Origin of the sequence: Micromonospora sp. NPDC048909, assembly GCF_040649635.1 — a bacterium.
Taxonomy (GTDB): Bacteria; Actinomycetota; Actinomycetes; order Mycobacteriales; family Micromonosporaceae; genus Micromonospora.
This window is the reverse complement of the sequence record NZ_JBEZFU010000004.1, coordinates 283641-304744: the sequence shown is the minus strand read 5'-3', so window position 1 is coordinate 304744 and position 21104 is coordinate 283641. Positions and strand designations below refer to the sequence as shown.

22 protein-coding genes are annotated in these 21104 nt (G+C 74.5%); 8 read left to right on the top strand and 14 right to left on the bottom strand.

The window, feature by feature from the left end; translation table 11 throughout:
- Positions 1–27: 27 nt before the first annotated feature.
- The gene (truB, locus tag AB0C04_RS13645; RefSeq protein ID WP_357053002.1) at positions 28–912 is read right to left on the bottom strand and encodes a tRNA pseudouridine(55) synthase TruB; all 885 of its coding nucleotides are present in this window, start codon (positions 910–912) and stop codon (positions 28–30) included.
- A gap of 198 nt (positions 913–1110) precedes the next feature.
- Here truB and AB0C04_RS13640 point away from each other — a divergent pair, with 198 nt between their 5' ends.
- Positions 1111–2133 carry a hypothetical protein gene (locus AB0C04_RS13640; protein WP_357052999.1) on the top strand — a complete coding sequence of 341 codons (1023 nt, stop codon included), beginning with the start codon at positions 1111–1113 and terminating at the stop codon, positions 2131–2133.
- A gap of 9 nt (positions 2134–2142) precedes the next feature.
- Here AB0C04_RS13640 and AB0C04_RS13635 read toward each other — a convergent pair whose 3' ends face one another.
- The 11 genes from AB0C04_RS13635 to rimP form a co-directional block, all read right to left on the bottom strand.
- Positions 2143–3483, bottom strand: coding sequence for an MATE family efflux transporter (locus AB0C04_RS13635; protein ID WP_357052996.1), 1341 nt, complete (start codon positions 3481–3483; stop codon positions 2143–2145).
- Between the two features lie 244 nt (positions 3484–3727).
- A complete protein-coding gene (locus AB0C04_RS13630; protein ID WP_357052993.1) occupies positions 3728–4246 on the bottom strand; it encodes an AAA family ATPase in 519 nt (172 codons plus the stop codon).
- A 488-nt stretch (positions 4247–4734) separates the two neighbouring features.
- Positions 4735–4944: a DUF6186 family protein gene (locus AB0C04_RS13625; RefSeq protein ID WP_357053711.1), complete on the bottom strand. Its 210-nt coding sequence runs from the start codon at positions 4942–4944 to the stop codon at positions 4735–4737.
- Positions 4944–5357, bottom strand: coding sequence for a hypothetical protein (locus tag AB0C04_RS13620; RefSeq protein WP_357052990.1), 414 nt, complete (start codon positions 5355–5357; stop codon positions 4944–4946). The genes AB0C04_RS13625 and AB0C04_RS13620 overlap by 1 nt, the downstream gene beginning before the upstream one ends.
- A gap of 73 nt (positions 5358–5430) precedes the next feature.
- Positions 5431–6459, bottom strand: a complete 1029-nt coding sequence (locus AB0C04_RS13615; RefSeq protein ID WP_357053708.1) for a bifunctional oligoribonuclease/PAP phosphatase NrnA — start codon at positions 6457–6459, stop codon at positions 5431–5433.
- 38 nt (positions 6460–6497) lie between these two features.
- Complete coding sequence (gene rbfA, locus AB0C04_RS13610) at positions 6498–6986, bottom strand: 30S ribosome-binding factor RbfA (protein WP_357053705.1); 489 nt, start codon at positions 6984–6986, stop codon at positions 6498–6500.
- Positions 6987–7166: 180 nt separating this feature from the next.
- Positions 7167–7460: a DUF503 domain-containing protein gene (locus AB0C04_RS13605; protein WP_350869781.1), complete on the bottom strand. Its 294-nt coding sequence runs from the start codon at positions 7458–7460 to the stop codon at positions 7167–7169.
- Positions 7461–7551: 91 nt separating this feature from the next.
- Positions 7552–10557 (bottom strand): translation initiation factor IF-2, encoded by a 3006-nt coding sequence (gene infB / locus AB0C04_RS13600; RefSeq protein WP_357052986.1) that lies wholly within the window; start codon positions 10555–10557, stop codon positions 7552–7554.
- A gap of 93 nt (positions 10558–10650) precedes the next feature.
- Positions 10651–10983 (bottom strand): YlxR family protein, encoded by a 333-nt coding sequence (locus AB0C04_RS13595; RefSeq protein WP_350869778.1) that lies wholly within the window; start codon positions 10981–10983, stop codon positions 10651–10653.
- A 15-nt stretch (positions 10984–10998) separates the two neighbouring features.
- Complete coding sequence (gene nusA, locus AB0C04_RS13590) at positions 10999–12042, bottom strand: transcription termination factor NusA (RefSeq protein ID WP_357052982.1); 1044 nt, start codon at positions 12040–12042, stop codon at positions 10999–11001.
- Positions 12039–12734 (bottom strand): ribosome maturation factor RimP, encoded by a 696-nt coding sequence (gene rimP, locus AB0C04_RS13585; protein WP_357052979.1) that lies wholly within the window; start codon positions 12732–12734, stop codon positions 12039–12041. Before rimP ends, nusA begins: the two co-directional genes overlap by 4 nt.
- Positions 12735–12975: 241 nt before the next feature.
- Here rimP and AB0C04_RS13580 point away from each other — a divergent pair, with 241 nt between their 5' ends.
- The 7 genes from AB0C04_RS13580 to AB0C04_RS13550 all read left to right on the top strand — a co-directional run bounded on the left by AB0C04_RS13580 (position 12976) and on the right by AB0C04_RS13550 (position 19472).
- Positions 12976–13425: a hypothetical protein gene (locus AB0C04_RS13580; protein WP_357053702.1), complete on the top strand. Its 450-nt coding sequence runs from the start codon at positions 12976–12978 to the stop codon at positions 13423–13425.
- Positions 13422–13859: a ferritin-like domain-containing protein gene (locus tag AB0C04_RS13575; protein ID WP_357052976.1), complete on the top strand. Its 438-nt coding sequence runs from the start codon at positions 13422–13424 to the stop codon at positions 13857–13859. Before AB0C04_RS13580 ends, AB0C04_RS13575 begins: the two co-directional genes overlap by 4 nt.
- Before the next feature lie 79 nt (positions 13860–13938).
- Positions 13939–14529 carry a PadR family transcriptional regulator gene (locus AB0C04_RS13570; RefSeq protein ID WP_350869770.1) on the top strand — a complete coding sequence of 197 codons (591 nt, stop codon included), beginning with the start codon at positions 13939–13941 and terminating at the stop codon, positions 14527–14529.
- Complete coding sequence (locus AB0C04_RS13565) at positions 14526–15260, top strand: ABC transporter ATP-binding protein (protein ID WP_357052972.1); 735 nt, start codon at positions 14526–14528, stop codon at positions 15258–15260. The genes AB0C04_RS13570 and AB0C04_RS13565 overlap by 4 nt, the downstream gene beginning before the upstream one ends.
- Positions 15257–18061, top strand: a complete 2805-nt coding sequence (locus tag AB0C04_RS13560; RefSeq protein WP_357052968.1) for an FtsX-like permease family protein — start codon at positions 15257–15259, stop codon at positions 18059–18061. The genes AB0C04_RS13565 and AB0C04_RS13560 overlap by 4 nt, the downstream gene beginning before the upstream one ends.
- Positions 18062–18117: 56 nt before the next feature.
- Complete coding sequence (locus AB0C04_RS13555; RefSeq protein WP_357052965.1) at positions 18118–18618, top strand: nitroreductase/quinone reductase family protein; 501 nt, start codon at positions 18118–18120, stop codon at positions 18616–18618.
- Between the two features lie 116 nt (positions 18619–18734).
- Complete coding sequence (locus AB0C04_RS13550; RefSeq protein WP_357052961.1) at positions 18735–19472, top strand: nucleotidyltransferase domain-containing protein; 738 nt, start codon at positions 18735–18737, stop codon at positions 19470–19472.
- A 9-nt stretch (positions 19473–19481) separates the two neighbouring features.
- Here AB0C04_RS13550 and AB0C04_RS13545 read toward each other — a convergent pair whose 3' ends face one another.
- The gene (locus AB0C04_RS13545) at positions 19482–20198 is read right to left on the bottom strand and encodes a VIT1/CCC1 transporter family protein (protein ID WP_357052958.1); all 717 of its coding nucleotides are present in this window, start codon (positions 20196–20198) and stop codon (positions 19482–19484) included.
- Entirely contained in the window at positions 20195–21052 is an 858-nt protein-coding gene (map, locus tag AB0C04_RS13540; RefSeq protein WP_357052955.1) for a type I methionyl aminopeptidase, read from the bottom strand. Before map ends, AB0C04_RS13545 begins: the two co-directional genes overlap by 4 nt.
- Positions 21053–21104: the final 52 nt, after the last annotated feature.

Genomic DNA, 21104 nt, shown 5'->3' with positions numbered 1-21104 from the left:
CCGACCACGGCCGGCCCCGCCCCGCCGTCAGGCCGGCGCGAGCACGATCTCCGCGCGGGCGCGGCCGTCCCGCTCGCTGACGATAGCGATCAGGCCGCCGGCCGGGTCGAAGACGGCGTACGGCCCGGTGATGCCGGCCGGGTCCAGCGGCCCGCCGTGGGAGAGCACGGTCGCCTCGGCGGCGGTGGCGTCCCGACGCGCGAAGAACCGCTCGGCCGCCGCGGCGAGCGGCAGCGTGACCACCTCCGGCGCGCGCTCCTCCAACTGATCGAGCGTGGCGGCCTCGGCGAGCCCGAAGCCGCCCACCGCGGTACGTCGCAGCGCGGTCAGGTGCCCGCCCACCCCGAGGGCGAGGCCCGCGTCCCGGGCGATGGCCCGGATGTACGTGCCGGACGAGCAGGTCACGTCGACGTCCACGTCGACCACGTCGGGCTCGTCCCGCCGGACGGCGAGCAGCTCCAGCCGGGAGACGGTGACCCGGCGGGCCGGCAGCTCGACGGTCTCCCCCTCGCGTACCCGCTTGTACGCCCGCTGTCCGTTGATCTTGATCGCGCTCACCGCGCTCGGCACCTGGTCGATCTCGCCGGTCAGCGGGGCGAGCGCGTCCCGGATCGCCTCGTCGGTGAGCCGCCCCGCCGGGGTGGTGGAGATCACGTCCCCCTCGGCGTCGTCGGTCACGGTGGCCTGGCCGAGCCGGATCGTGGCGTTGTAGCTCTTGCCCGCGCCGATCACGTACGTCAACAGCCGGGTGGCCCGGCCCACGCCGATCACCAGCACCCCGGTCGCCATCGGGTCGAGCGTGCCGCCGTGGCCCACCCGACGGGTCCGGGCCAACCGGCGGATCCGCGCCACCACGTCGTGCGACGTCATGCCGCCGGGCTTGTCGACCACGATCAGACCGTCTGTGCTCACGACACCCAAGCCTGCCAGACGACCCCACCGGCGCCGCTGCCTGGCCGGGCACCGCCGGCGTGCTCGGGCGTTCGGCTGGTACGGAGATCGGTCGGAAGGCTCAGATCACCCGGTGGCAGCGATCGCGGCCCGCACCGGGCACCGGCGGATGCGATGATCATGCGCCCCTCGCCGCCTCGCCCCCTGGACCGACCCCGTATGAGCATCGATCCTTCCGCCCCCACCTCGACCCGCACCGTCGTGCCCGACGTGGACGACGACCCGCCGGTTCGGATCCCGGACTGGATGCGTGAGCCGCGGACGGAGCGCCCGTTGACCGGATCCGAACGGTTCCGGTTGGGCTGGGAGGAGCACGGCGGCAAGCTGCTCGGCGGCGTCGGCGCCCTGATGGCCGCCGGCCTGGTCGTGGTGTTGGCCGTGAGCGGGATCAGCTTCCGCCAGCGGATGAGCGACGGCGAACCGCTGCTGCCCCGCCGTGACCGGACCGTCGACGCGAGACCCACCGACGCCAGCGGCAACACCCTGGGGGTGTACGTCGGCACCCCCGCGGAGTCCTTCGCGGTGGGGGCCGACGCGATCGAGCTGCCGGCCGCCCGCGCGGCCGGGCCGTTCAGCACGAAGCAGGTCGCGGACGGGCTGGGCCGGGTACGGCAGGCGCTCATCGAGGCGCGACTCGACCGCTCGATGGTCGCGGCGAACGACGCGAAGCCCTTCCTCGCCCTGCTGGCCCCGGACGACCGGGCCGACATCCAGGGCGACCTGGCCGACGGCGTGGCCCTGAACTACGCGACCCGGATCGACCGGGACGCCGACCCGGACTGGGTGGAGCAGGACGGCGTCCGGGCGAAGGGCACAATCACCTACCGCTCGACCACCGATGGCGACGGCATCCGCGTCCTCGAGATCACCACGAGCTTCCTCTGGGTCTACTCCTTCGACCTGTGGCAGGCGCAGAAGTATCCGCCCGGGGCGGAGCTGGTCACGGTCCGCGACCGGGTCGTCTGGCACCTGCCGCTGCCGGCCGACGTCCTGCCGGCCTCCCGTGGCCTCTGGGTGCAGGAGGCCGCCAGCACCCTGCAGAACGCCGACTGCGCCGCGCTCAACCGTGGCTACCTGGCGCTCGCGGAGCGGGACCGGTTGGGTATCCGTATCCCCACCCCGGGCCCGACCGGCGACGTCTACCAGCCCGACTGGCGTCCGGGCGACGGCGAGGAGTGCTGAGGCCACCGGTCAGCGGACCGCGCCGACCACCGCCCAGCCGCCGGAGCGCAGCCGCAGCAGCAGGGCGACCAGCCGGAGGACCACGAAGAGGGTGAGCCCGGCCCAGATGCCGCCCAGCCCCAGATTGAGCCCGTAGGCCAGCCAGATCGCCGGCAGGAAGCCGCCCAGCGCGGCCACCACCGTGAGATTGCGCAGGTATCGGACGTCGCCGGCACCGATCAGCACGCCGTCCAGGGCGAAGACCACCCCGGCCAGCGGCTGCATCGCGACGAACCACGGCCAGGCCACCATCGCCTGCTCACGGACCTGCGGGTCGGAGCTGAACCAGGAGGGCAGCACCCCGGCGCTGGCGGCGATCAGCACCGCGAAACCGAGGCCGCAGACGCCGCCGAGCAGCCCGATCCGGCGGGCCAGCGCCCGGGCGGCGGCGGCGTCGCCGGAGCCGAGCGCGGCGCCGATCAGCGACTGGGCGGCGATCGCGAGCGCGTCGAGCACCAGCGCGGTGAAGAACCACAGTTGCAGGGCGATCTGGTGCGCCCCCACCGCAGCCGCCCCGAAGCGGGCCGCCACGGCCGTCGCGGAGAGGAAGCTCGCCTGGAACGCCGCGCCGCGGATGAGCAGGTCGCGGCTGAGCACCAGCTGCTGCCGGATCAGCCGGGGCCGGGGCCGCAGCGAGACGCGCTCGGCGATCAGCGCCGCGGCGAAGAGCCCACCGGCGATGGTCTGCGCCACCACGTTGGCCACCGCTGAGCCCGCCAGACCCAGCCCGGCGGGGTAGACCAGCAGCGGGCAGAGCAGCGCGGAGAGCAGGTTGGGGCCGAGCACGAAGAGCAGCGGGCGACGGGTGTCCTGGATGCCGCGCAGCCAGCCGTTGCCGGCCGCGGCGAGCAGCAGGCCCGGGGCGCCGAGCGACGCGATCCGCAGCCACTGCGCTGCGGCGTCGGCCACCTCGCCGGGGGCGCCGACGAGGGTACGGGCCAGCGCCCCGCCGCCGAGCTGCATGGCGATCGCGACCAGCAGCCCGACGCCGAACGCGAGCCAGGACGACTGCACGCCCTCGGCGACGGCGGCCGCCCGGTCGCCGGCGCCGAACCGGCGGGCGGAGCGGCCCGTGGTGCCGTACGCGACCACGGTGCCGAGCCAGGCGGTGAGCGTCATGACGGTGCCGCCGACGGCGAGCGCGGCCAGCGGAACCCGGCCGAGATGACCGACGACGGCCGTGTCGACGAGCACGTAGAGCGGCTCGGCGGCGAGCACGACGAGGGCCGGCAGGGCGAGCGCGGCGATCCGGCGCGGCGAGACGGACCCGCCGGTGGCGGGCGCGGTGACGGGGGCGGCTGGCTGGCTCATCGCCGCCGATCCTGGCACGACCTCCGTAAGGAGCGCAAGACGGCTGATGACTTACGCCAGTCGCCCGCCGGCCGGTTCAGATCTCGGTACCGAACGGCCCTCAGGTGGTGATCCACTCCGTATCGCCGCCGATAGTGGGGGGTCCTGAGGCGTTGGAGACCGCAATGTCGCCGACAAGGTGTCGATCTTCTTCGGCAGCGACGTCAGTGACTCGGGGTAGCCGGACCGCAGGGTGTCCTGGGCATCAGGGCGGGGCGGCGGGCAGGGAAGCGAGCCAGCGGCGGACATCGGCGCGGCCGCGCAGGCGGACCACCGGCAGGTCCGGGGCCCGGGACGCGACCGCGGCGAGCAGCCGGGGCCGCGAGTCCCGGGGATAGCGCCAGACGTAGCGGAGAAACTGAAGGTCGATCCGCTCCGGACAGCCGACGGGCAGGTCGTCGCGCGGGGTGGCGCGGTGCGCCCAACGACGGCGCAGCACCCGGCCGAGGCAGCGCAGCCGGGGCGGATCACAGAAGACGAGCAGGTCGGCCCGGGGCAGGCGCAGGTCGAGAGTGCCGCCGTAGTTGCCGTCCATCACCCAGGCGGGTCGAGCGGCCAACTCGGCGACCGTCTCGCGCCAGCGGGCCTCGCCGGGCGCCGTCCAGCCGGGCTGCCAGAAGTGCCGGTCAAGGTGGATCAGTGGAAGATCGAGCCGGCGGGCGATCTCGCGGGCGAGGGTGGTCTTGCCGGCGCCGGCGCTGCCGACGACCAGGATCCGGTGCACTGGGCGACGGTAGCGCCCGCCGGGGGCCGGCGGGTATCGGCGCCGGTCGGGTCAGGGCATCGACGCCGGACGGGCGGTGACGCTGTCGGCGCGGCGCGTCGGCGGCGTCACCGCCGGACGGTACGGCTCACTGACGGGTGTCCATCGACGTCTGCAGCGCGCGGCGGGCCTGCTCGCGGGCGTCGTCAGTGGTCTCGGTCTTGGGCTTGCTCGGCATCGTGGTGCTCCCTTCCAGGGTGCGAGCCACCGACGGACGGCGGCCCTCACGGGCGGTCCTGCTGAGCGCCTCGACGGCGGTCCGGGGTTGCCGGAGCGGCCGGCTGGGCAGCGTGAGCCCGGGTCGGTCGACCCTGGAGAGAGGCGGCACCGGGTGTGGCGCCACCCCCGTGACCTGCGCCGATCAACGCGGCGAGGGCCGTTCCCAAATTAGCGTTCAGTCAGCCGGGCTGCGCCTCGTTCCCGGCATCTGGACAGTCGGGACCGCGACGTCAGCGGGCCAGGAAGTGCCAACCCAGCCACCACCAGAAGCCGAAGAGACCGATCCGGCCCACCGGCACCGGACCCACCTCGTAGCGCATGACGTACGCGCAGACCTCGCCGAGAGTGGGGATCCGGGAGCCCTCCCGGCGGGCCAGCCACTCGATGGTGCCGAAGAGCGCCATCGCGGCGAGGAAGCCACCGATGGCGAGCGCCCGCATCATCGCCGCACCAGCCCCCAGAACGCGGCGAGCCAGGCGAACCAGGCCGCGGAGCGGGCCAGTTGGTCCTCCAGCAGCGGATCGGCGAGCCGGGAGAAGGTGGGGAAATCATCGCCCGCCGCGAGCACGAAGGTGGCGCCCTCGAAGACTCCGAAGATCACCACCGGTAGCGCCCACCACGCCGCGCCGGTGCTCAGCCGGGCCGGTGCCGGTCGGCGCGGCACCCGGTTGCTCAGACCGAGCCAGATCAGCACCCCGCCGGTGCCGAGCGTGTAGAGATTGGCCTCGGTGGAGAAGGAGGCGAACCGGCCGCCCACCAGGGAGAGGCAGACCAGCACGGGTACGGAGACGGCGGGACGGTCCCAGGCGCGGGGCGCCTCGACGGTGACGGTGAGGTCGTGGGGCTGCTCCATTCCGTGATTCTCCCCGCCCGCGGCGAGTGCGGGAAGGGTGCCGCTCCCGGAGCTGACCCCGATCTTCCCGGCGTCAGCCCACGGCGGTCGGGATCAGCGCCGTGTCGAGCTGCCCGCGGATCGCCGCCACGACCTCCTCGGCCGCGCCCCGCCCGGTGAAGCCGGCGGCGAACCGGTGCCCGCCACCGCCGAGCGCCACCGCCACCCGGCTGACGTCCACCGCCCCCTTGCTGCGCATCGAGACCGCCCACTCGCCGGGCGCGGTCTGCTTCAGCACGCAGCTCACGTCCGCCTCGGCCGTGCAGCGCACCGAGTCGATCAGCGCCTCCAGCACGTAGGCACGCTGGTCGTGCCGGGCCAGGTCGTCCAGAGTGGCCCAGGTCCAGACCAGTCCCCGGCCGGCGGCCGCGGCCGGCTCCAGCCGCGCCCGGCCGAGCACCTCGCCGAAGAGCCGGACCGCCCCGAACGGCCGGGTGTCGAAGACCCGCCGGGAGATCTCACCGGGACGGATGCCGGTCGCGAGAAGCCGGGCAGCCAGTTGGTGCACCTCGGGCGTGGTCGCGTCGAACCGGAACGAACCGGTGTCGGTGGTCAGCGCGACGTAGAAGCACTCGGCGATGCCGGCGTCCAGCGGGACGCCGCACCGTGCCAGCAGCTGCTCGGCGACCACCGAGGTGGCCGCAGCGCGCGGATCGACCAGGTGTACCCCGCCGAAGCGGGTGTTCGAGGCGTGATGGTCGAGCACCAGCGCGGCACCCGCGGTGTCGAGCCGGTCGACCAGCTCGCCGAGGCGCGACTCGCTCGCCGCGTCGAAGCAGATGACCAGATCGGGATCCGGGTACGCCTCGGTCGCCGGCACCAGCAGGTCGAGGCCCGGGAGGCCACGGAACGGCTCGGGCACCTCCGGCGGCCCCGGGAAGGTGGCCTGCATCCGGCGTACGCCGAGCCGCCGCAGGCCCAGGCCGAAGCCGAGCATGCTGCCCAGCGCGTCGCCGTCCGGGTTGACGTGGCAGATCAGCAGCACCCGGCCGTCCGGCGGCAGCTCACGGATGAGCGCCTCGGCGGCGGCCCAGTCGGCAGGGGTGGGGCCGGTCTCCGGCACCGCCTCGACGACGGCGCCGGCCGGAACACCCGCCCCGGTCACCGCCGATCCCCGCCCGCGGGCGGGTTGTCGTCCTCGTCCTCGGCGACCTCGTCGCTCTCGTCGGTCTCCTCGTCGAGCCGGTACGGCTGCGCCTCACCGGCGTACTTGGCCTGGGCGGCCAGCCGCTGCACCTCGGCGTCGGCGTTGCGGGCGGCGGCGAGCAGGTCGTCGATGTGCTTGACCTGGTCCTGCACGTCGTCGAGGACGAAGGTCAACGTCGGCGAGTGACGCAGCCCGAGAGCCTTGCCCACCGTGCTGCGCAGCAGACCCTTGGCGCTCTCCAGCGCGGCGGCCGTGCCCGACTGGGCGGCGGCGTCGCCGAGCACGGTGTAGAAGACCGTGGCGTCGCGCAGGTCGGCGGTGATCCGGGCGTCGGTGATGGTGATCATGCCGAGCCGCGGGTCCTTGATCTGGCTCCGCACCACCGACGCGACCAGTTCGCGCACCCGCTCCGCGTGCCGGCGTACCTTGGCCGGATCCGTCATCTCCGCCACCTCCACGGTGTCCCGCTCCCAGCCGGAAACGGGCGGCACCTGCCACCCGGCCCCCGACCGGCCAACATCTCGAACACTACCCGCGGCCCCCGGCACACCGCGCGTCGCCGGCGGCGGCGCCACCGACCGGTACCGCGTACCCTCGTCGGCCGGCCCCGCCCGGCGGCGGCCTCAGTCGTCGGCGCCGTGCAGCCGCCGCCGGACCGACAACAGCTCGACCTCCGGTCGGCCGGCCACCAGGCGCTCGCACGAGTCGAGCACCTCGCCGACGTGCGCCGCCTCGGCGGCCACGACGGCGACCGCTATCTCGGCTCGACCATGCAGGTCGAGCGCTCCCACTTCAGCGGCCGAGACCTCGAAGCGACGCAGCGCCGCCACGATCGGCCGTACGTATGATCTCTTGGCCTTGAGCGACCGGGAGTCGCCCGGCAGCAGCAGGTCGAAGACCGCGGTTCCGGTGAACATCGTCCCGGACGATACCCGGATGCCACCCCGCATGATCAAGGGGTTTACGCCTTCCGGCGTAAACCCCTTGATCAGCGTTGTCACCGCAGGATCAGGCGCGCGGCTTCTCCCGCATCTCGAAGGTCTCGATGATGTCGCCGACCTGGACGTTGTTGAACCCGCCCAGGGTCAGACCACACTCGAAGCCCTCCCGGACCTCCGTCGCGTCGTCCTTGAACCGCTTCAAGGAGCTGACCGTGAGGTTGTCCGCCACGACCGCACCGTCGCGCAGCAGCCGTGCCTTCGCGTTGCGGCGAATGACACCGGAGCGGACGATACAACCGGAGATGTTGCCGATCTTGGACGAGCGGAACACGTCGCGGATCTCCGCGGAGCCCAGCTCGACCTCCTCGTACTCCGGCTTGAGCAGCCCCTTGAGCGCCGCGTCGATCTCCTCGATGGCCTGGTAGATGACCGTGTAGTACCGGATCTCCACGCCCTCGCGGTCGGCGATCTCGCGGACCTTGTTGGCAGCCCGCACGTTGAAGCCGATGATCGTGACCGCCTCGGACGAGGCGCTCGCGAGCATGACGTCGCTCTCGGTGATCGCGCCGACGCCCCGGTGGATGATCCTGAGCTGGACCTCCTCGGGGATGTCGAGGTTGAACAGCGCGTCCTCGAGGGCCTCCACCGAACCGGAGCCGTCGCCCTTGAGCACCAGGTTGAGCGAGGTCTTCTCGCCCTCCTTGAGCTGCTCCATGAGCGTCTCGAGGGTGGCCCGGCCGCGCGAGTTGGCGAAGGACGCCGCCCGCCGCCGTGCCTGCCGCTGCTCGGCGATCTGCCGCACCGTGCGGTCGTCCGCCGCGGCGAGGAAGGTGTCACCGGCGCCCGGCACCGCGGTCAGACCGAGGACCAGCACCGGACGAGCCGGACCCGCCTCGGCGACCTGGTTGCCGTTCTCGTCGAGCATCGCCCGGACCCGGCCGTGCGCCCCACCGGCGACGATCGAGTCGCCCGCCCGCAGGGTGCCCTTCTGCACCAGCACCGTCGCCACCGCACCGCGACCCTTGTCGAGGTGCGCCTCGATCGCCACACCCTGCGCCGGCCCGTCGATCGGAGCGGTCAGCTCCAGCGACGCGTCGGCGGTCAGCAGGACGGCCTCGAGCAGCTCGTCGATGCCGATACCCGGCTTCGCGGCCACGTTGACGAACATGGTGTCGCCGCCGTACTCCTCGGCGACCAGCCCGTACTCGGTCAGCTGCTGGCGGACCTTGTCCGGGTTGGCCTCCGGCTTGTCGACCTTGTTGACCGCCACCACGATCGGCACGTCGGCCGCCTTGGCGTGGTTCAACGCCTCGATGGTCTGCGGCATCACGCCGTCGTCGGCCGCGACCACCAGCACCACGATGTCCGTCACCTGGGCACCGCGGGCACGCATGGCGGTGAACGCCTCGTGACCCGGGGTGTCGATGAAGGTCACCGCCCGGTCCTCGCCCTCGTGCGGGACGTGGACCTGGTAGGCGCCGATGTGCTGGGTGATGCCACCCGCCTCGCCGGCCACCACGTTCGCCTTACGGATCGCGTCGAGCAGCTTGGTCTTACCGTGGTCGACGTGACCCATGACGGTCACCACCGGCGCACGGCTGACCAGGCGGTCCTCCGCGACCTCGGCGTCGAGGTCGATGTTGAACTGCGCGAGCAGCTCGCGGTCCTCGTCCTCCGGGCTGACGATCTGGATGTCGAAGCCGAGGTGCTCACCCAGCAGCAGCAGGGTGTCGTCAGAGCAGGACTGGGTCGCGGTGACCATCTCGCCCAGGTTGAACATCTCCTGGACCAGCGAACCCGGGTTGGCGTTGATCTTGTCGGCGAAGTCCGACAGCGAGGCGCCACGGGAGAGCCGGACGACCTGACCCTGACCCCGGGGAGCACCCGAGCTCATGGTCGGAGCCGACAGGTTGTCGAACTCCTGTCTGCGCTGCTTCTTGGACTTGCGGCCACGCGTCGGCCGGCCACCCGGACGCCCGAAGGCACCCGCGGCGCCGCCGCCACGGCCACGGCCACCGGCACCCGGACGGCCGCCGCCACCGGCCGGAGCACCCGGCCGGAAACCGCCACCGGGAGCGCCACCGCCGCCGCCACCGGGACCGCCACGGTAGCCACCGCCACCGCCGCCGCCACCGGGACCGCCGCGGAAGCCACCACCGCCACCGCCACCACCACCGGGACCGCCGCGGAAGCCACCGCCACCGCCGCCACCCGGACGACCGGCGCCGCCACCGGGACGACCCGCGCCACCGGGGCCGGGACGGCCCGTGGACGGACGCTGGCTCGGCATGGAGGCCGGGCTGGGCCGAGGCGGCATGGAGGCCGGGCTCGGCCGCGGCGGCATGCCCGACGGGCTGGGCCGCGGACCACCCGCGCCGGCCGCCGGGGGCCGCTGCTGCTGGCCACCCTGGATGCCGAACGGGTTGTTACCGGCGCCGCGCGCCGGCGGACGACCGCCCGGACGGGCACCGGGGCCCGGCGTCGGGGCGCCCGGACGACCGGCGGCCGGGGCACCCGGACGCGGCGGCGCCGCGTTCGGACCCGGACGCGGGCCAGGACGGGGACCGCCCTCGGCCGGAGGCTCCCGGCGGACGTTCTCCCGCTGCTGCTGGCGGGCGGCCTGGGCGGCCTTGACCGCGGCCTCCTGCTCAGCCTTCAGCGCGGCGGCACGCGCCTCGGCGGCCGCCACCTCGATGTCGTGCGCACTCGCCGGCTTCGCGACCGGGGCCGCGGGCTGCGCCGGACCGGGCGTCGGCCCCTTGGGCTTCGGACCGGGTGCCGGCGCGGCCGGCCGCCGCGGCGGCATCGGCTTGGCCGAGACCCGGGGCGCGCCCGGGGTCGGAGACGGCGTCGGGGTCGGTGCCGGGCTCGGGGCGGCCGCCGGCGGGGCGGTCGGCGCCGAGGTACCGGCGGACGCGACGAATGCGCCACGCAGCCGCCGGGCGACGGGCGCCTCGACGGTGCTGGACGCGGACTTCACGAACTCGCCCATTTCCTTCAGCTTGGCGAGAACGGTCTTACTCTCGACCCCGAGCTCTTTTGCAAGCTCGTGAACGCGGGCCTTGCCTGCCACTGCACTCCTCACTCCGAGGTCGTGCGGGCAGCACCCGCAGCGACCTCACTCGTGCACTTGAAGCCTGGTCATTTCAGGGACTTCATCGTGTGCTCATGTCGGTCGTCCTACCTTGCTAGCGACCCGCGCCCGGTCGGGCTGACCGGGCGTCGTGGTTGACGCATCGATGTGCTCCGCAAGCTCGCCGTGGTCGGGGACCCCGGCGACGCGCAGCGCACGCCCGAAAGCGCGTCGCCGCACTGCCAGCGCGAAGCAGGCCGGATCCGGGTGCATGTTCGCGCCCCGACCCGGCAGTCTGCGAATCGGATCGGGGCGGAGGCTGTAGCCAGCCTCGTCACCGACCGCGACGACCCGCAGAAGTTCGCTCGCCGGCGCTCGCTGCCGGCAACCCACACAGGTGCGCTCCGGCTGCGCGCGTCGTGTCACTGAGAAAGTCTACCCCTAGCTGCCGGAGATCGCGCCGCCCGGCTCCGGGACGTGATCAGCTCCGCTCCGGGCGGCCGGGTTCGCCTGCTCCGCGTCCGAGCGGATGTCGATCCGCCAACCGGTCAACCGGGCCGCAAGTCGGGCGTTCTGCCCCTCCCGCCCGATGGCCAGCGAGAGCTGGAAGTCCGGCACGGTCACCCGGGCGGTCCGGGTGGCAAGGTCGACCACCTCGACCCGCAGGGCCTTGGCCGGCGACAACGCGTTGCCGACGAAGGTGGCCGGGTCGTCCGACCAGTCGATGATGTCGATCTTCTCGCCGTGCAGCTCGCTCATCACCGCGCGGACCCGCTGGCCCATCGGGCCGATGCAGGCGCCCTTGGCGTTGACCCCGGGGGCCGCGGAGCGGACCGCGATCTTCGTACGGTGACCTGCCTCACGCGCGATGGCGCCGATCTCGACGGTGCCGTCGGCGATCTCCGGCACCTCGAGCGCGAAGAGCTTCTTCACCAGCGCCGGGTGGGACCGGGACAGGGTGATCTGCGGCCCGCGCAGGCCCTTCGCCACGTGCACCACCACGCACCGGATCCGCTCACCGTGCACGTACCGCTCGCCGGGCACCTGCTCGGACTGCGGCAGGACGCCCTCCAGCTTGCCCAGGTCGACGCTGACGATGCCCTTCTCCGCCCGCGCCTCGTGCGCCTGCACCACGCCGGTCACCAGGTCGCCGTCGCGCCCCACGTACTCGCCGAAGTGCACCTCGTCGGTGGCCTCCCGCAGCCGCTGGAGGATCACCTGCTTGGCGGTCATCGCCGCGATCCGGCCGAAGTCGTGCGGGGTGTCGTCCCACTCCCGCACCACGGCGCCCTCGTCGTCCACCTCCTGCGCGTACACCAGGGCCGCGCCGGACTTGCGGTCGATCTCCACCCGCGCGTGCGGCTCGGCGCCCTCGGTGTGCCGGTAGGCGGTCAGCAACGCGGTCTCGATCGCCGCGAGGATCGTGTCGAACGGGATCTCCCGCTCGCGCTCCAGTGCGCGCAGCGCCGCGAGGTCGATGTTCACCTCTCCTCGTCCTCCACATCATCTTCGTCGTCGATGTCGTCTGAATTCCCGGTCTCGCCGGTGTCGTCGAGCTCGTCCGATTCCTCGATCTCGTCGAGGCGGCTGAACTCGACCTGCACCCGACCGGGGCCGAGCTCGGCGTAGGTCAGTTCCGCGCGGCCGGCATCGGTCTCCAGCGCCACGCCCTCGTCGTCGGCCTCGACCACGCGGCCGGTCAGCTGCCGTTCGCCGGCGGGCTGCTCGCCACGCTGGCCGGGCAGCGCGCCCGCGCCCCGGGTGGTCACCTTGACCAGCCGGCCGACGTTGCGTCGCCAGTGCCGGGGCAGGGTGAGCGGCCGGTCCACGCCCGGCGAGCTGACCTCGAGCTGGTATTCCCCGGCGACGATGTCGCCGCTGGACTCCTCCGCGGCGTCCAGCGCCGCGGAGACCGCCCGGGACACGTCCGCGACGGCGTCCAGGTTGATCCCGCCGTCGGCGTCCACGATCACCCGCACCACGTGCCGTCGACCGGCCCGGGAAACGGTGAGGTCCTCGAGGTCGTAGCCGACGGCCGTGACGACGGGCTCGATCACCTCGCGCAACCGGTTGCGCCGGGCGGCGAGGTCACCCCCGCGGGGCCGGTCACCGCCACCGGGGCGCTCGCCACCGCGGGGCCGCCCGGTCGACCTGGTGGCACGGCCACGCTGCGTCATCTCCGCACCCTTCTCCTGATCGACGGCGACCCGATTGCCTGGTCGTCCCGCCCAATGCCGGCACGCCACCGGTGCGGACGCGCCGGTGGCTGCGCAGAGCGTAACGCGCCTGGCGGCCACCCGGCCGGGCGGCGCACCGACGCCGATGACCCGGGCACGACCGGACATGGTGTTGACTTGTCCGGTGGCAACGGGCATGACTGCACAGCGCAACGGGACATCCGGGCATTCCCGGCGACGACTGCTGCGCGCCGGGGCCGTGCTGGCCCTCGGTGGCGCGGCGGTGCCGCTGACCGGCTGTGATCTTCTCGACCGGGACGGCGGGCCGGCCCCGGCGGCCGATCCCCTGCGACCACTGCTCGACGAGGCGCTGACGCTCGCCGCGAGCTACCGGGAGGCCGCCGGGGCCCACCCGGACCTGGCCGACCGGCTCACCCCGATCGCCGAGGCGCACCAGGCGCACGCCGCCGAGCTGGCCCGGGTCATCGGGGTGACGCTCCCCTCGACCACCGCGGCACCGAGCGGCCCGCCGTCGGCCGACCCGGACGCCGCGCTCGCCGCCCTGGTGCAGCGGGAACGGGCCGGCCGGGACGCCGCCGTCACGGCCTGCGCCGCGGCACCCGCGGAGCGGGCCGCCCTGCTCGGCTCGGTCGCGGCCGCCCGGGCCACCCACCTGGAGGCACTGAAGTGACAGCGCTCAGCACGGCCGAGGCGCTCGGCGCGGCGCTGACCGCCGAGTACGCGGCGATCTACGCCTACGGCCCGATCGGGATCCGGCTTTCCGGCGCCGTCCGCACCGTCGCCCGGCAGTCCGAGTCCGCGCACCGGCGTCGCCGCGACGCGCTGGTGGTGCAGCTCAGCACCACGGGCGGGACGGTGCCACCGGACCAGGCCGGGTACGCCCTGCCGTTCCCGGTCACCGACCGGGCGAGTGCGCTGCGGCTGGCGGTCGAGGTCGAGGAGCGCACGGCGGCGCACTGGCGGGCGGCGCTGGCCGCCACCACCGGCGCCGACCGGGACCAGGCGCTGGACGCACTGCTCGACTACGCGGTGCGGGCCACCAGGTGGCGGCGCGCCGCCGGGCTCACCCCGCTGACCGTTCCGTTCCCCGGCCGACCCACCTGACCGGTCTCCGCCGGGTGGACGTCGCCGACGACCCCCGCCCAGCTTGCGGGTCGCATACCAGGTATGCATACTCCGGGCCATGTCCATCCGTCACGGGCTGCTCGCCCTGCTCGAACGCGGCAAGATGTACGGCTACCAGCTGCGGGCCGCGTTCGAGGAGTCGACCGGCTCGACCTGGCCGCTGAACATCGGGCAGGTCTACACCACGCTCTCCCGCCTGGAGCGGGACGGGCTGGTGCGCCCGCTGCCGGAGAGCGAGGCCGGCCAGCGCCCGTACGAGATCACCGACGCCGGGCGGGCCGACCTGGCGCTCTGGTTCGCCACCCCGGTCAGCCGTACCGACCGGCCGCGCGACGAGCTGGCGATCAAGTTGGCGCTGGCGCTCACCACCCCCGGCGTCGACGTGCGGTCGGTCGTGCAGACGCAGCGCAGCGCGACCATGCGGGCCCTGCAGGAGTTGACCCGGTTGAAGTACGCCAGCGACCGGCCGGAGGACCTGCCCTGGCGGCTGGTGCTCGACGCGATGGTGTTCCAGGCCGAGGCCGAGGTCCGCTGGTTGGACCACTGCGAGACCAGTCTGGTGCGGTACCGCCCGCCCGACCCCGGCCGGCAGGCGACCGCACCGCCGGCTCAGGCGGTGCACCCGGTCGACGAGGAGGCGCGGCGGTGAGCGGACCGGACGTCGCCGTGCTCGAACTGCGTGACGTCCACCGCACCCATGGGGCCGACGCGGCCGCCGTGCACGCCCTGCGCGGGGTGAGCCTGACCGTCCGGGCCGGCGAACTGGTGGCCGTGATGGGCCCGTCCGGCTCCGGCAAGTCCACCCTGCTGACGCTCGCCGGCGGCCTGGACAGCCCCACCGGCGGCGAGGTGCGCGTCGAGGGGCAGCCGCTGTCGCAGCTGGACCGCCGCGGCCTGGCCCAGCTGCGCCGACGCCGGGTCGGCTACATCTTCCAGGACCTCAATCTGCTGGGCAGCCTGAGCGCGGTGGAGAACGTCGCGCTGCCGCTGGAGCTCGACGGCACCGGGGTACGCCGGGCCCGCAAGCTGGCCCTCGCCGCGCTCGCCGAGGTGGGCCTGCCCGAGTTGGGCGACCGCTTCCCGGACCAGCTCTCCGGCGGCCAGCAGCAGCGGGTGGCGATCGCCCGCGCCCTGGTCGGCGAGCGGCGGCTCGTGCTGGCCGACGAGCCGACCGGGGCCCTGGACTCGCAGACCGGGGAGGCGGTGCTGCACCTGTTGCGCCGCCGGGTCGACGCCGGCGCGGCCGGGCTGCTCGTCACCCACGAGGCGCGGCACGCCGGTTGGGCGGACCGGGTGATCTTCCTGCGGGACGGGGTGCTGGTCGACACGACGGCGCCGCTCGGCAGCGTCGAGCAACTGCTCAGCGGTAGCGGGCGGTGAGCGTCCGCGCCAGCGTACGGACCCGGCTGCGGGCCGGTGCCCGACCAGGGCCGGGCGACCGGCGGCCGGGCGCACCGGGAGGCGGCGGACCGGACGGCCGGCGGCGGGTGGCCGAGCTGGTCGGCTCCTGGCGGGCGGCCCTGCGCATCGCCCGGCGGGAGGCACGCCGGGCTCGGGGCCGGACCGCGCTGGTGTTCTCCATGATCACCTTGCCGGTGCTGGTGCTGGCGTTCCTCGCGGCCAGCTACGACATGGGACAGCTGACCCCTCAGGAGCGGGTCGACCGGCAGCTCGGGGTCGCCGACGCGGCGCTGCGCTGGGTGGGCGACCGGCCGGTCGTCCAGGACGAGTGGGGCGAGGCCTGGCACCCCCGCGACGCCGAGTACGCGACGCCCGGCCGCGCAGCCACCGCCGAGCAGGTGACCGCGCTGCTCGGGCCGGGCAGCCGGGCGACCCAGGTACGCCTCTGGACGCCGGTCACGTTCCGGATCGGCGACCGCGACCAGTCGGTGCAGGGACGCACCCTCGACCTCACCGACCCGCTCGCCCGCAGCACGGTGCGCCTGCGCGACGGTCGGGTGCCGGCCGCCCCGGGCGAGATCGCGGCGAGCCCGGCCGCCCTGCGCCGTCTCGACGCCCGGGTCGGCGATCAGGTCACCAACGCCGACGGCTCCCGGTCGTACCGGGTGGTCGGGACGGTCGAGTTCCCGGACGACCTGGGTCCGCTGCTCGCCCTGCACCCCACCGCCGGGCAACGCACCGATCCCGAAGCCGAGACCACCTGGCTGGTCGACGTGCCCGGGGTGCTGGACGCCGACCTGGTCCACCGGCTCAACGAGCGGGGCATCGTGGTGACCGCGCGGGCTCCGGCGACCGCCGGCCCCGGATACTGGCCGGAGCGGCGCGGACTGGCCGACCCCGCCGACGTGAGCACCGGCGTACTGGTCGGCGGGCTCGGCCTGCTGGAGGTGGTGCTGCTGGTCGGGCCGGCCTTCGCGGTCGGCGTACGACGGCGGCGCCGGGACCTGGCCCTGGTCGCCGTGGCCGGCGGCGACGCCGCCCAGCTGCGCCGGGTGGTGCTGGCCGACGGGGTGGTGCTGGGTTGCCTCGGTGCCGCCGCCGGCGTGGCGCTCGGGGTCGGTGCCGCCTTCGCCGCCCGCCCGCTGGTCGAGGAGTACGTCTTCGGCGCCCGCTTCGGCGGCTACCGGTGCTGGCCGGCCGCGCTCGCGGTGATCGCCGGGGTCGCGGTGCTGGCCGGGGTGCTCGCCGCGCTGGCCCCGGCCTGGACGGCCGCCCGCCAGGACGTGGTCGCCGGGCTGGCCGGGCGGCGGACCGCGCCCCGGCACCGGGGGCGGTGGTTGGTGCTCGGGCTGGCCCTCACGGCCGGCGGCGCGGCGCTCGCCGCGTTCGGCGCCGCCCGGAGCACGCCACCGGTCATCCTCACCGGGCTGATCCTCGGCGAGCTGGGACTGGTCTTCTGCATTCCCACGCTGATCGGGCTGCTGGCCCGGCTCGGCCGGACACTGCCCCTGGCACCCCGGATCGCGCTGCGCGACGCCAGCCGCAACCGGGCGTCGGCCGCGCCCGCCATCTCCGCGGTGATGGCCGCGGTGGCCGGCAGCGTCGCCCTCGGCACCTTCCTGGCCAGCGACACGGCCCGCGACGCCGCCACCTACCAGCCGACCATGCCGATCGGGCACCTGCTGGTCACCGGCACCGGGCCGGAGCAGCCACCGGTCCGGCACGCCCAGGTCGCCGAGGCGGCCCGGGCCCAGCTGGGCGCCGACGCGGTGGCCCCGCTCGACGAGGTCCGCTGCGACCCGGGGCGAGGCCCGACCGACCTGTGCACGGTCACCCCGGTGCTGCCGCCCGAACGGATCTGCCCCTGGCAGCCGAGCGACGGGCTCACTGCCGCCGACCAGCGGCAGGCCCGCGCCGACCCGCGCTGCGATGTCCGGTCCCAGAACTACTTCGGGCCGTACCTGCCGGTGCTGGTGGACGACGGCGCGGCGATCCCGATCCTCACCGGCGCGGCTCCGGCCGAGGCGGCGGCGGCCGCCGCCGTGCTGCGCGCCGGAGGCGCGGTGGTGACCGACCCGAGCTACCTGCGCGACGGCCGGGTGGCGGTCGCGGTCGAACGGGGCGACGAGGCGGGCCCGCCGGCGCGCACGCTCAGCGTGCTGGCCGGGTACGCGCTGCGCGACACCGTCGGCCCCGAACGGCTGCTGCTCTCCCGGGCCGCGGCCGCACGGCTCGGCCTGACCTGGTCCACCAGCGGCTGGGTGGTCGCCGCGCCGGCCCGGCCCGACCAGCGGCAGCTCGACCGGTTCACCGCCGCCCTGCGCCCGTACGGCTCGTACGTCGTCGAGGTGGAGAAGGGCCACCAGCCGGGCGCGAACGAGCCGCTGCTGCTCCTGCTCGCGGCGGCGGCCGGGCTGATCACCGTCGGCGCCGCCGGGATCGCCACCGGGCTCGCCGCCGCCGAGGGCCGCGCCGACCTCTCCACCCTGGCCGCGGTCGGCGCCAGTCCGACGGTACGGCGGCTGCTCTCGCTCTGCCAGGCCGGTGTGATCGCCGGACTCGGCTCGCTGCTCGGCATCGTGGCCGGCCTCGGCACCGCCGGGATCATCCTGTTCTCGATGAACCGGCAGTACGCCGGAACCTGGCCGATCAGCGATCCGTATCCGCTGGTGATGCCCTGGTCGGCGCTCGGCGTCCTGGTGCTGGTGCCGCTGGTGGCGATGCTCGGCGCGGCCCTGTTCACCCGGTCCCGGCTGCCCGTCGAGCGGCGGCTGGACTAGACCACGTCCGACACTCGGGGGTGCCGCCGGGAACGCCGAGCCGGCACACTGTCCCCGTGCCCGCGCTCGGAGCCCTCACCCGCCGCCTCGGCCACCACCGCTGGTTCGGCGCCGCCGCCCGTCTGCTCGTCCCGGCCGACCGGGTGGTCGGGCGGCTCACCCGGGGTCGGGTGGTCGCCCTCGGGCTGATCCCGTCCCTCATCCTCACCACCACCGGCCGTCGCTCCGGCAGACCGCGCAGCAATCCCCTGCTCTACGTACGGGACGGCGACGCCTACGTGGTGATCGGTTCGAACTGGGGCCAGCCGCACCAGCCCGGCTGGTCGATGAACCTGCTCGCCCGACCGGAGGCGGAGGTGACTGTGCGCGGCCGCCAGATCCGGGTCCGGGCCGACGTGGCCACGGGCGCCGAGCGGGACCGGCTCTGGCAGTTGCTGGTGACCGAGTGGCCGGCGTACCGGACGTACGTGAGCCGGGCGGGCGGCCGGGAGATCCGCATCTTCCGGCTGGCCCCGGTCGGGCGCGGCGCGCCGGCCGGGGCGGACGGCCGTGGCTAGGGTGGTGCGCAGCGGGGCGACCGGTGCACACGACCGGGGCCGGCCGGCGGTGTCCTGAGAGCGGGCAGCGGACGCCGTGAAGGTGTCCGCGCAGTCGCGAGGCAGGGGTGGTCGGCGTGAGCGCGAGCAGCGAGGACGCCGGGTTCGACAGGCACCTGGCCGATCCCCGGTGGACGGTGGCCGAGCGGGTGGCGGAGGCGGCCCAGCGGCGGTTCCCGGCCGATGTGCTCGCCCTCGCGGTGCACGGGCCGCTGGCCCACGGCGACGACGACGGCGGCGGCGACCGCGAGATCGGGCTGCTGGTGGTGACCTACCGGCCGAACGCGGGCCCGGCCCCGGCCACCCGGCGGGTCGACGGTGTGCTGGTCGACCTGACCGTGGCGGGCGCCGACGACTACCTCCGGCAGGCCCGGGTGATCTCCCCGCTCTGGCCGCTGACTGCCGACCGGTACGTCACCACCTGCCCGCTGCACGACCCGACCGGCTGGCTGCGGACCCTGCGCGACGAACACCTCGGCCGGCTGGCCCGGGCCCGCCCGGCCGAGTTCAGCGCCGCGGCCCGGCAGGCCTGGTACCGGGGGTACGCGGCGCACGCCCGGGCTGCCCGGCTCGCCGAGTGGTACGAGACGGACCAGGCGCTGCTCATGCTCGGTGAGGCCCGGCTGGCCGCGGCCACGGTGAACGGCCTGCTCAGCCGCACCTACTTCCGGGATCCGGGCGACGCGGTCCGCCGCACCGGGCTGGCCGGCGCCGACATGACCGAGGTGGGGGCGGTGCTGGCCGGTCAGTCGGCCGAGCTGGCCGCCCGTGGCCAGCCGGTCGACGGCAGCGTCGACGACCTGCTCACCGGTTGACCGGCCAGCTCAGCCGAGGCCACCCTGGACGCCGATCAACGCGCCGACCAGGTAGGTCGCCGCGGCGGCGGCCGCCCCCAGCAGCAGCTGGCGCAGCCCGCTGGTCCACCAGCGCCGGTTGGTGAACCGGGCCACCACCGCGCCGGCGGCGAAGAGACCGAGCCCGCCCACCCCGAGCGCCAGCCCGAGGCTGGTGAAGCCGATCAGGTAGCTCAGCAGCGGCACCAGCGCGCCGACCGAGAAGAAGATGAACGACGAGATCGCGGCGGCCCACGGGCTCGGCTGGTCGTCCGGGTCGACGCCCAACTCCTCCCGGACGTGCACCCGCAGCGCCTCCTCCGGGTTGCGCCGGACCGCCTCGGCCACCTGCACGGCGAGGTCCCGGGGCAGCCCCCGGGCCACCCAGGCCTCGGCCAGCTCGCGGGCCTCCGCCTCGGGGTGCCGCTCCAGCTCGCGGCGCTCCTTGGCCACCTCGGCGGCGACCTGCTCGTTGGCCGATCGGACGCTGGTGTACTCGCCCAGCCCCATCGAGATGGCCCCGGCGACCAGGCCGGCCGTGCCGGTGAGCACGATGCTGCGCGGTGACACGCCGCCACCGCCGACACCGGCGATCAGCGCGATGTTGGTGACCAGGCCGTCCATCGCCCCGAACACGGCCGGTCGCAGCCATCCGCCGGACACGTCGGCGTGGTGGGCCTCGCGCAGCGCGGCCGGCGTGTCGGTCACGGCAGGGTCAGGATCTCGTGGCCGTCCTCGGTCACCAGGATGGTGTGCTCGAACTGCGCGGTCCACTTCCGGTCCTTCGTGACGACGGTCCAGCCGTCGTCCCACATGTCGTACTGGTAGGTGCCCAGCGTGATCATCGGCTCGATGGTGAAGGTCATGCCCGGCTCCATCACGTCGGTCGGCCGGGGGCTGTCGTAGTGCGGCACGTAGAGCCCGCTGTGGAAGGACTCGCCGATCCCGTGGCCGGTGAAGTCCCGGACCACGCCGTAGCCGAAGCGCTTGGCGTACGACTCGATGACCCGGCCGATCACGTTGATCTGCCGGCCCGGGACGACCGCCCGGATGCCCCGCATCATCGCCTCGTGGGTCCGCTCGACCAGCAGCCGGGCCTCGTCACTGACCTCGCCGACGCAGAACGTGGCGTCGGTGTCGCCGTGCACACCGTTGATGTACGCGGTGACGTCGACGTTGATGATGTCGCCGTCGGCGAGCACGGTGGAGTCCGGGATGCCGTGGCAGATGACCTCGTTGAGGCTGGTGCAGCAGGACTTCGGGAAGCCCCGGTAGCCCAGCGTCGACGGATAGGCGCCGTGGTCGCAGAGGAACTCGTGCACCACCCGGTCGATCTCGTCGGTGGTGACGCCCGGCTTGCAGTGCTCCCCGGCGAGCTGGGTCGCCTGGGCGGCCAGCCGGCTGGCGATCCGCATCTTCTCGATGGTCTCCGGGGTCTGGACGTGCGACCCCCGCCACTCCTGCGGGCCCTTCTTGCCCACGTACTCGGGGCGAGGAATGTGGGCCGGCACCGGTCGCCACGGGGAGAGCGTGCCTGGGGTCAGCGGCGAACGGACGGTCATGGCCCAAGCCTATCGTCGTGCTGGGGGTGAGCCCCGCCACGGCCCGCTCCGA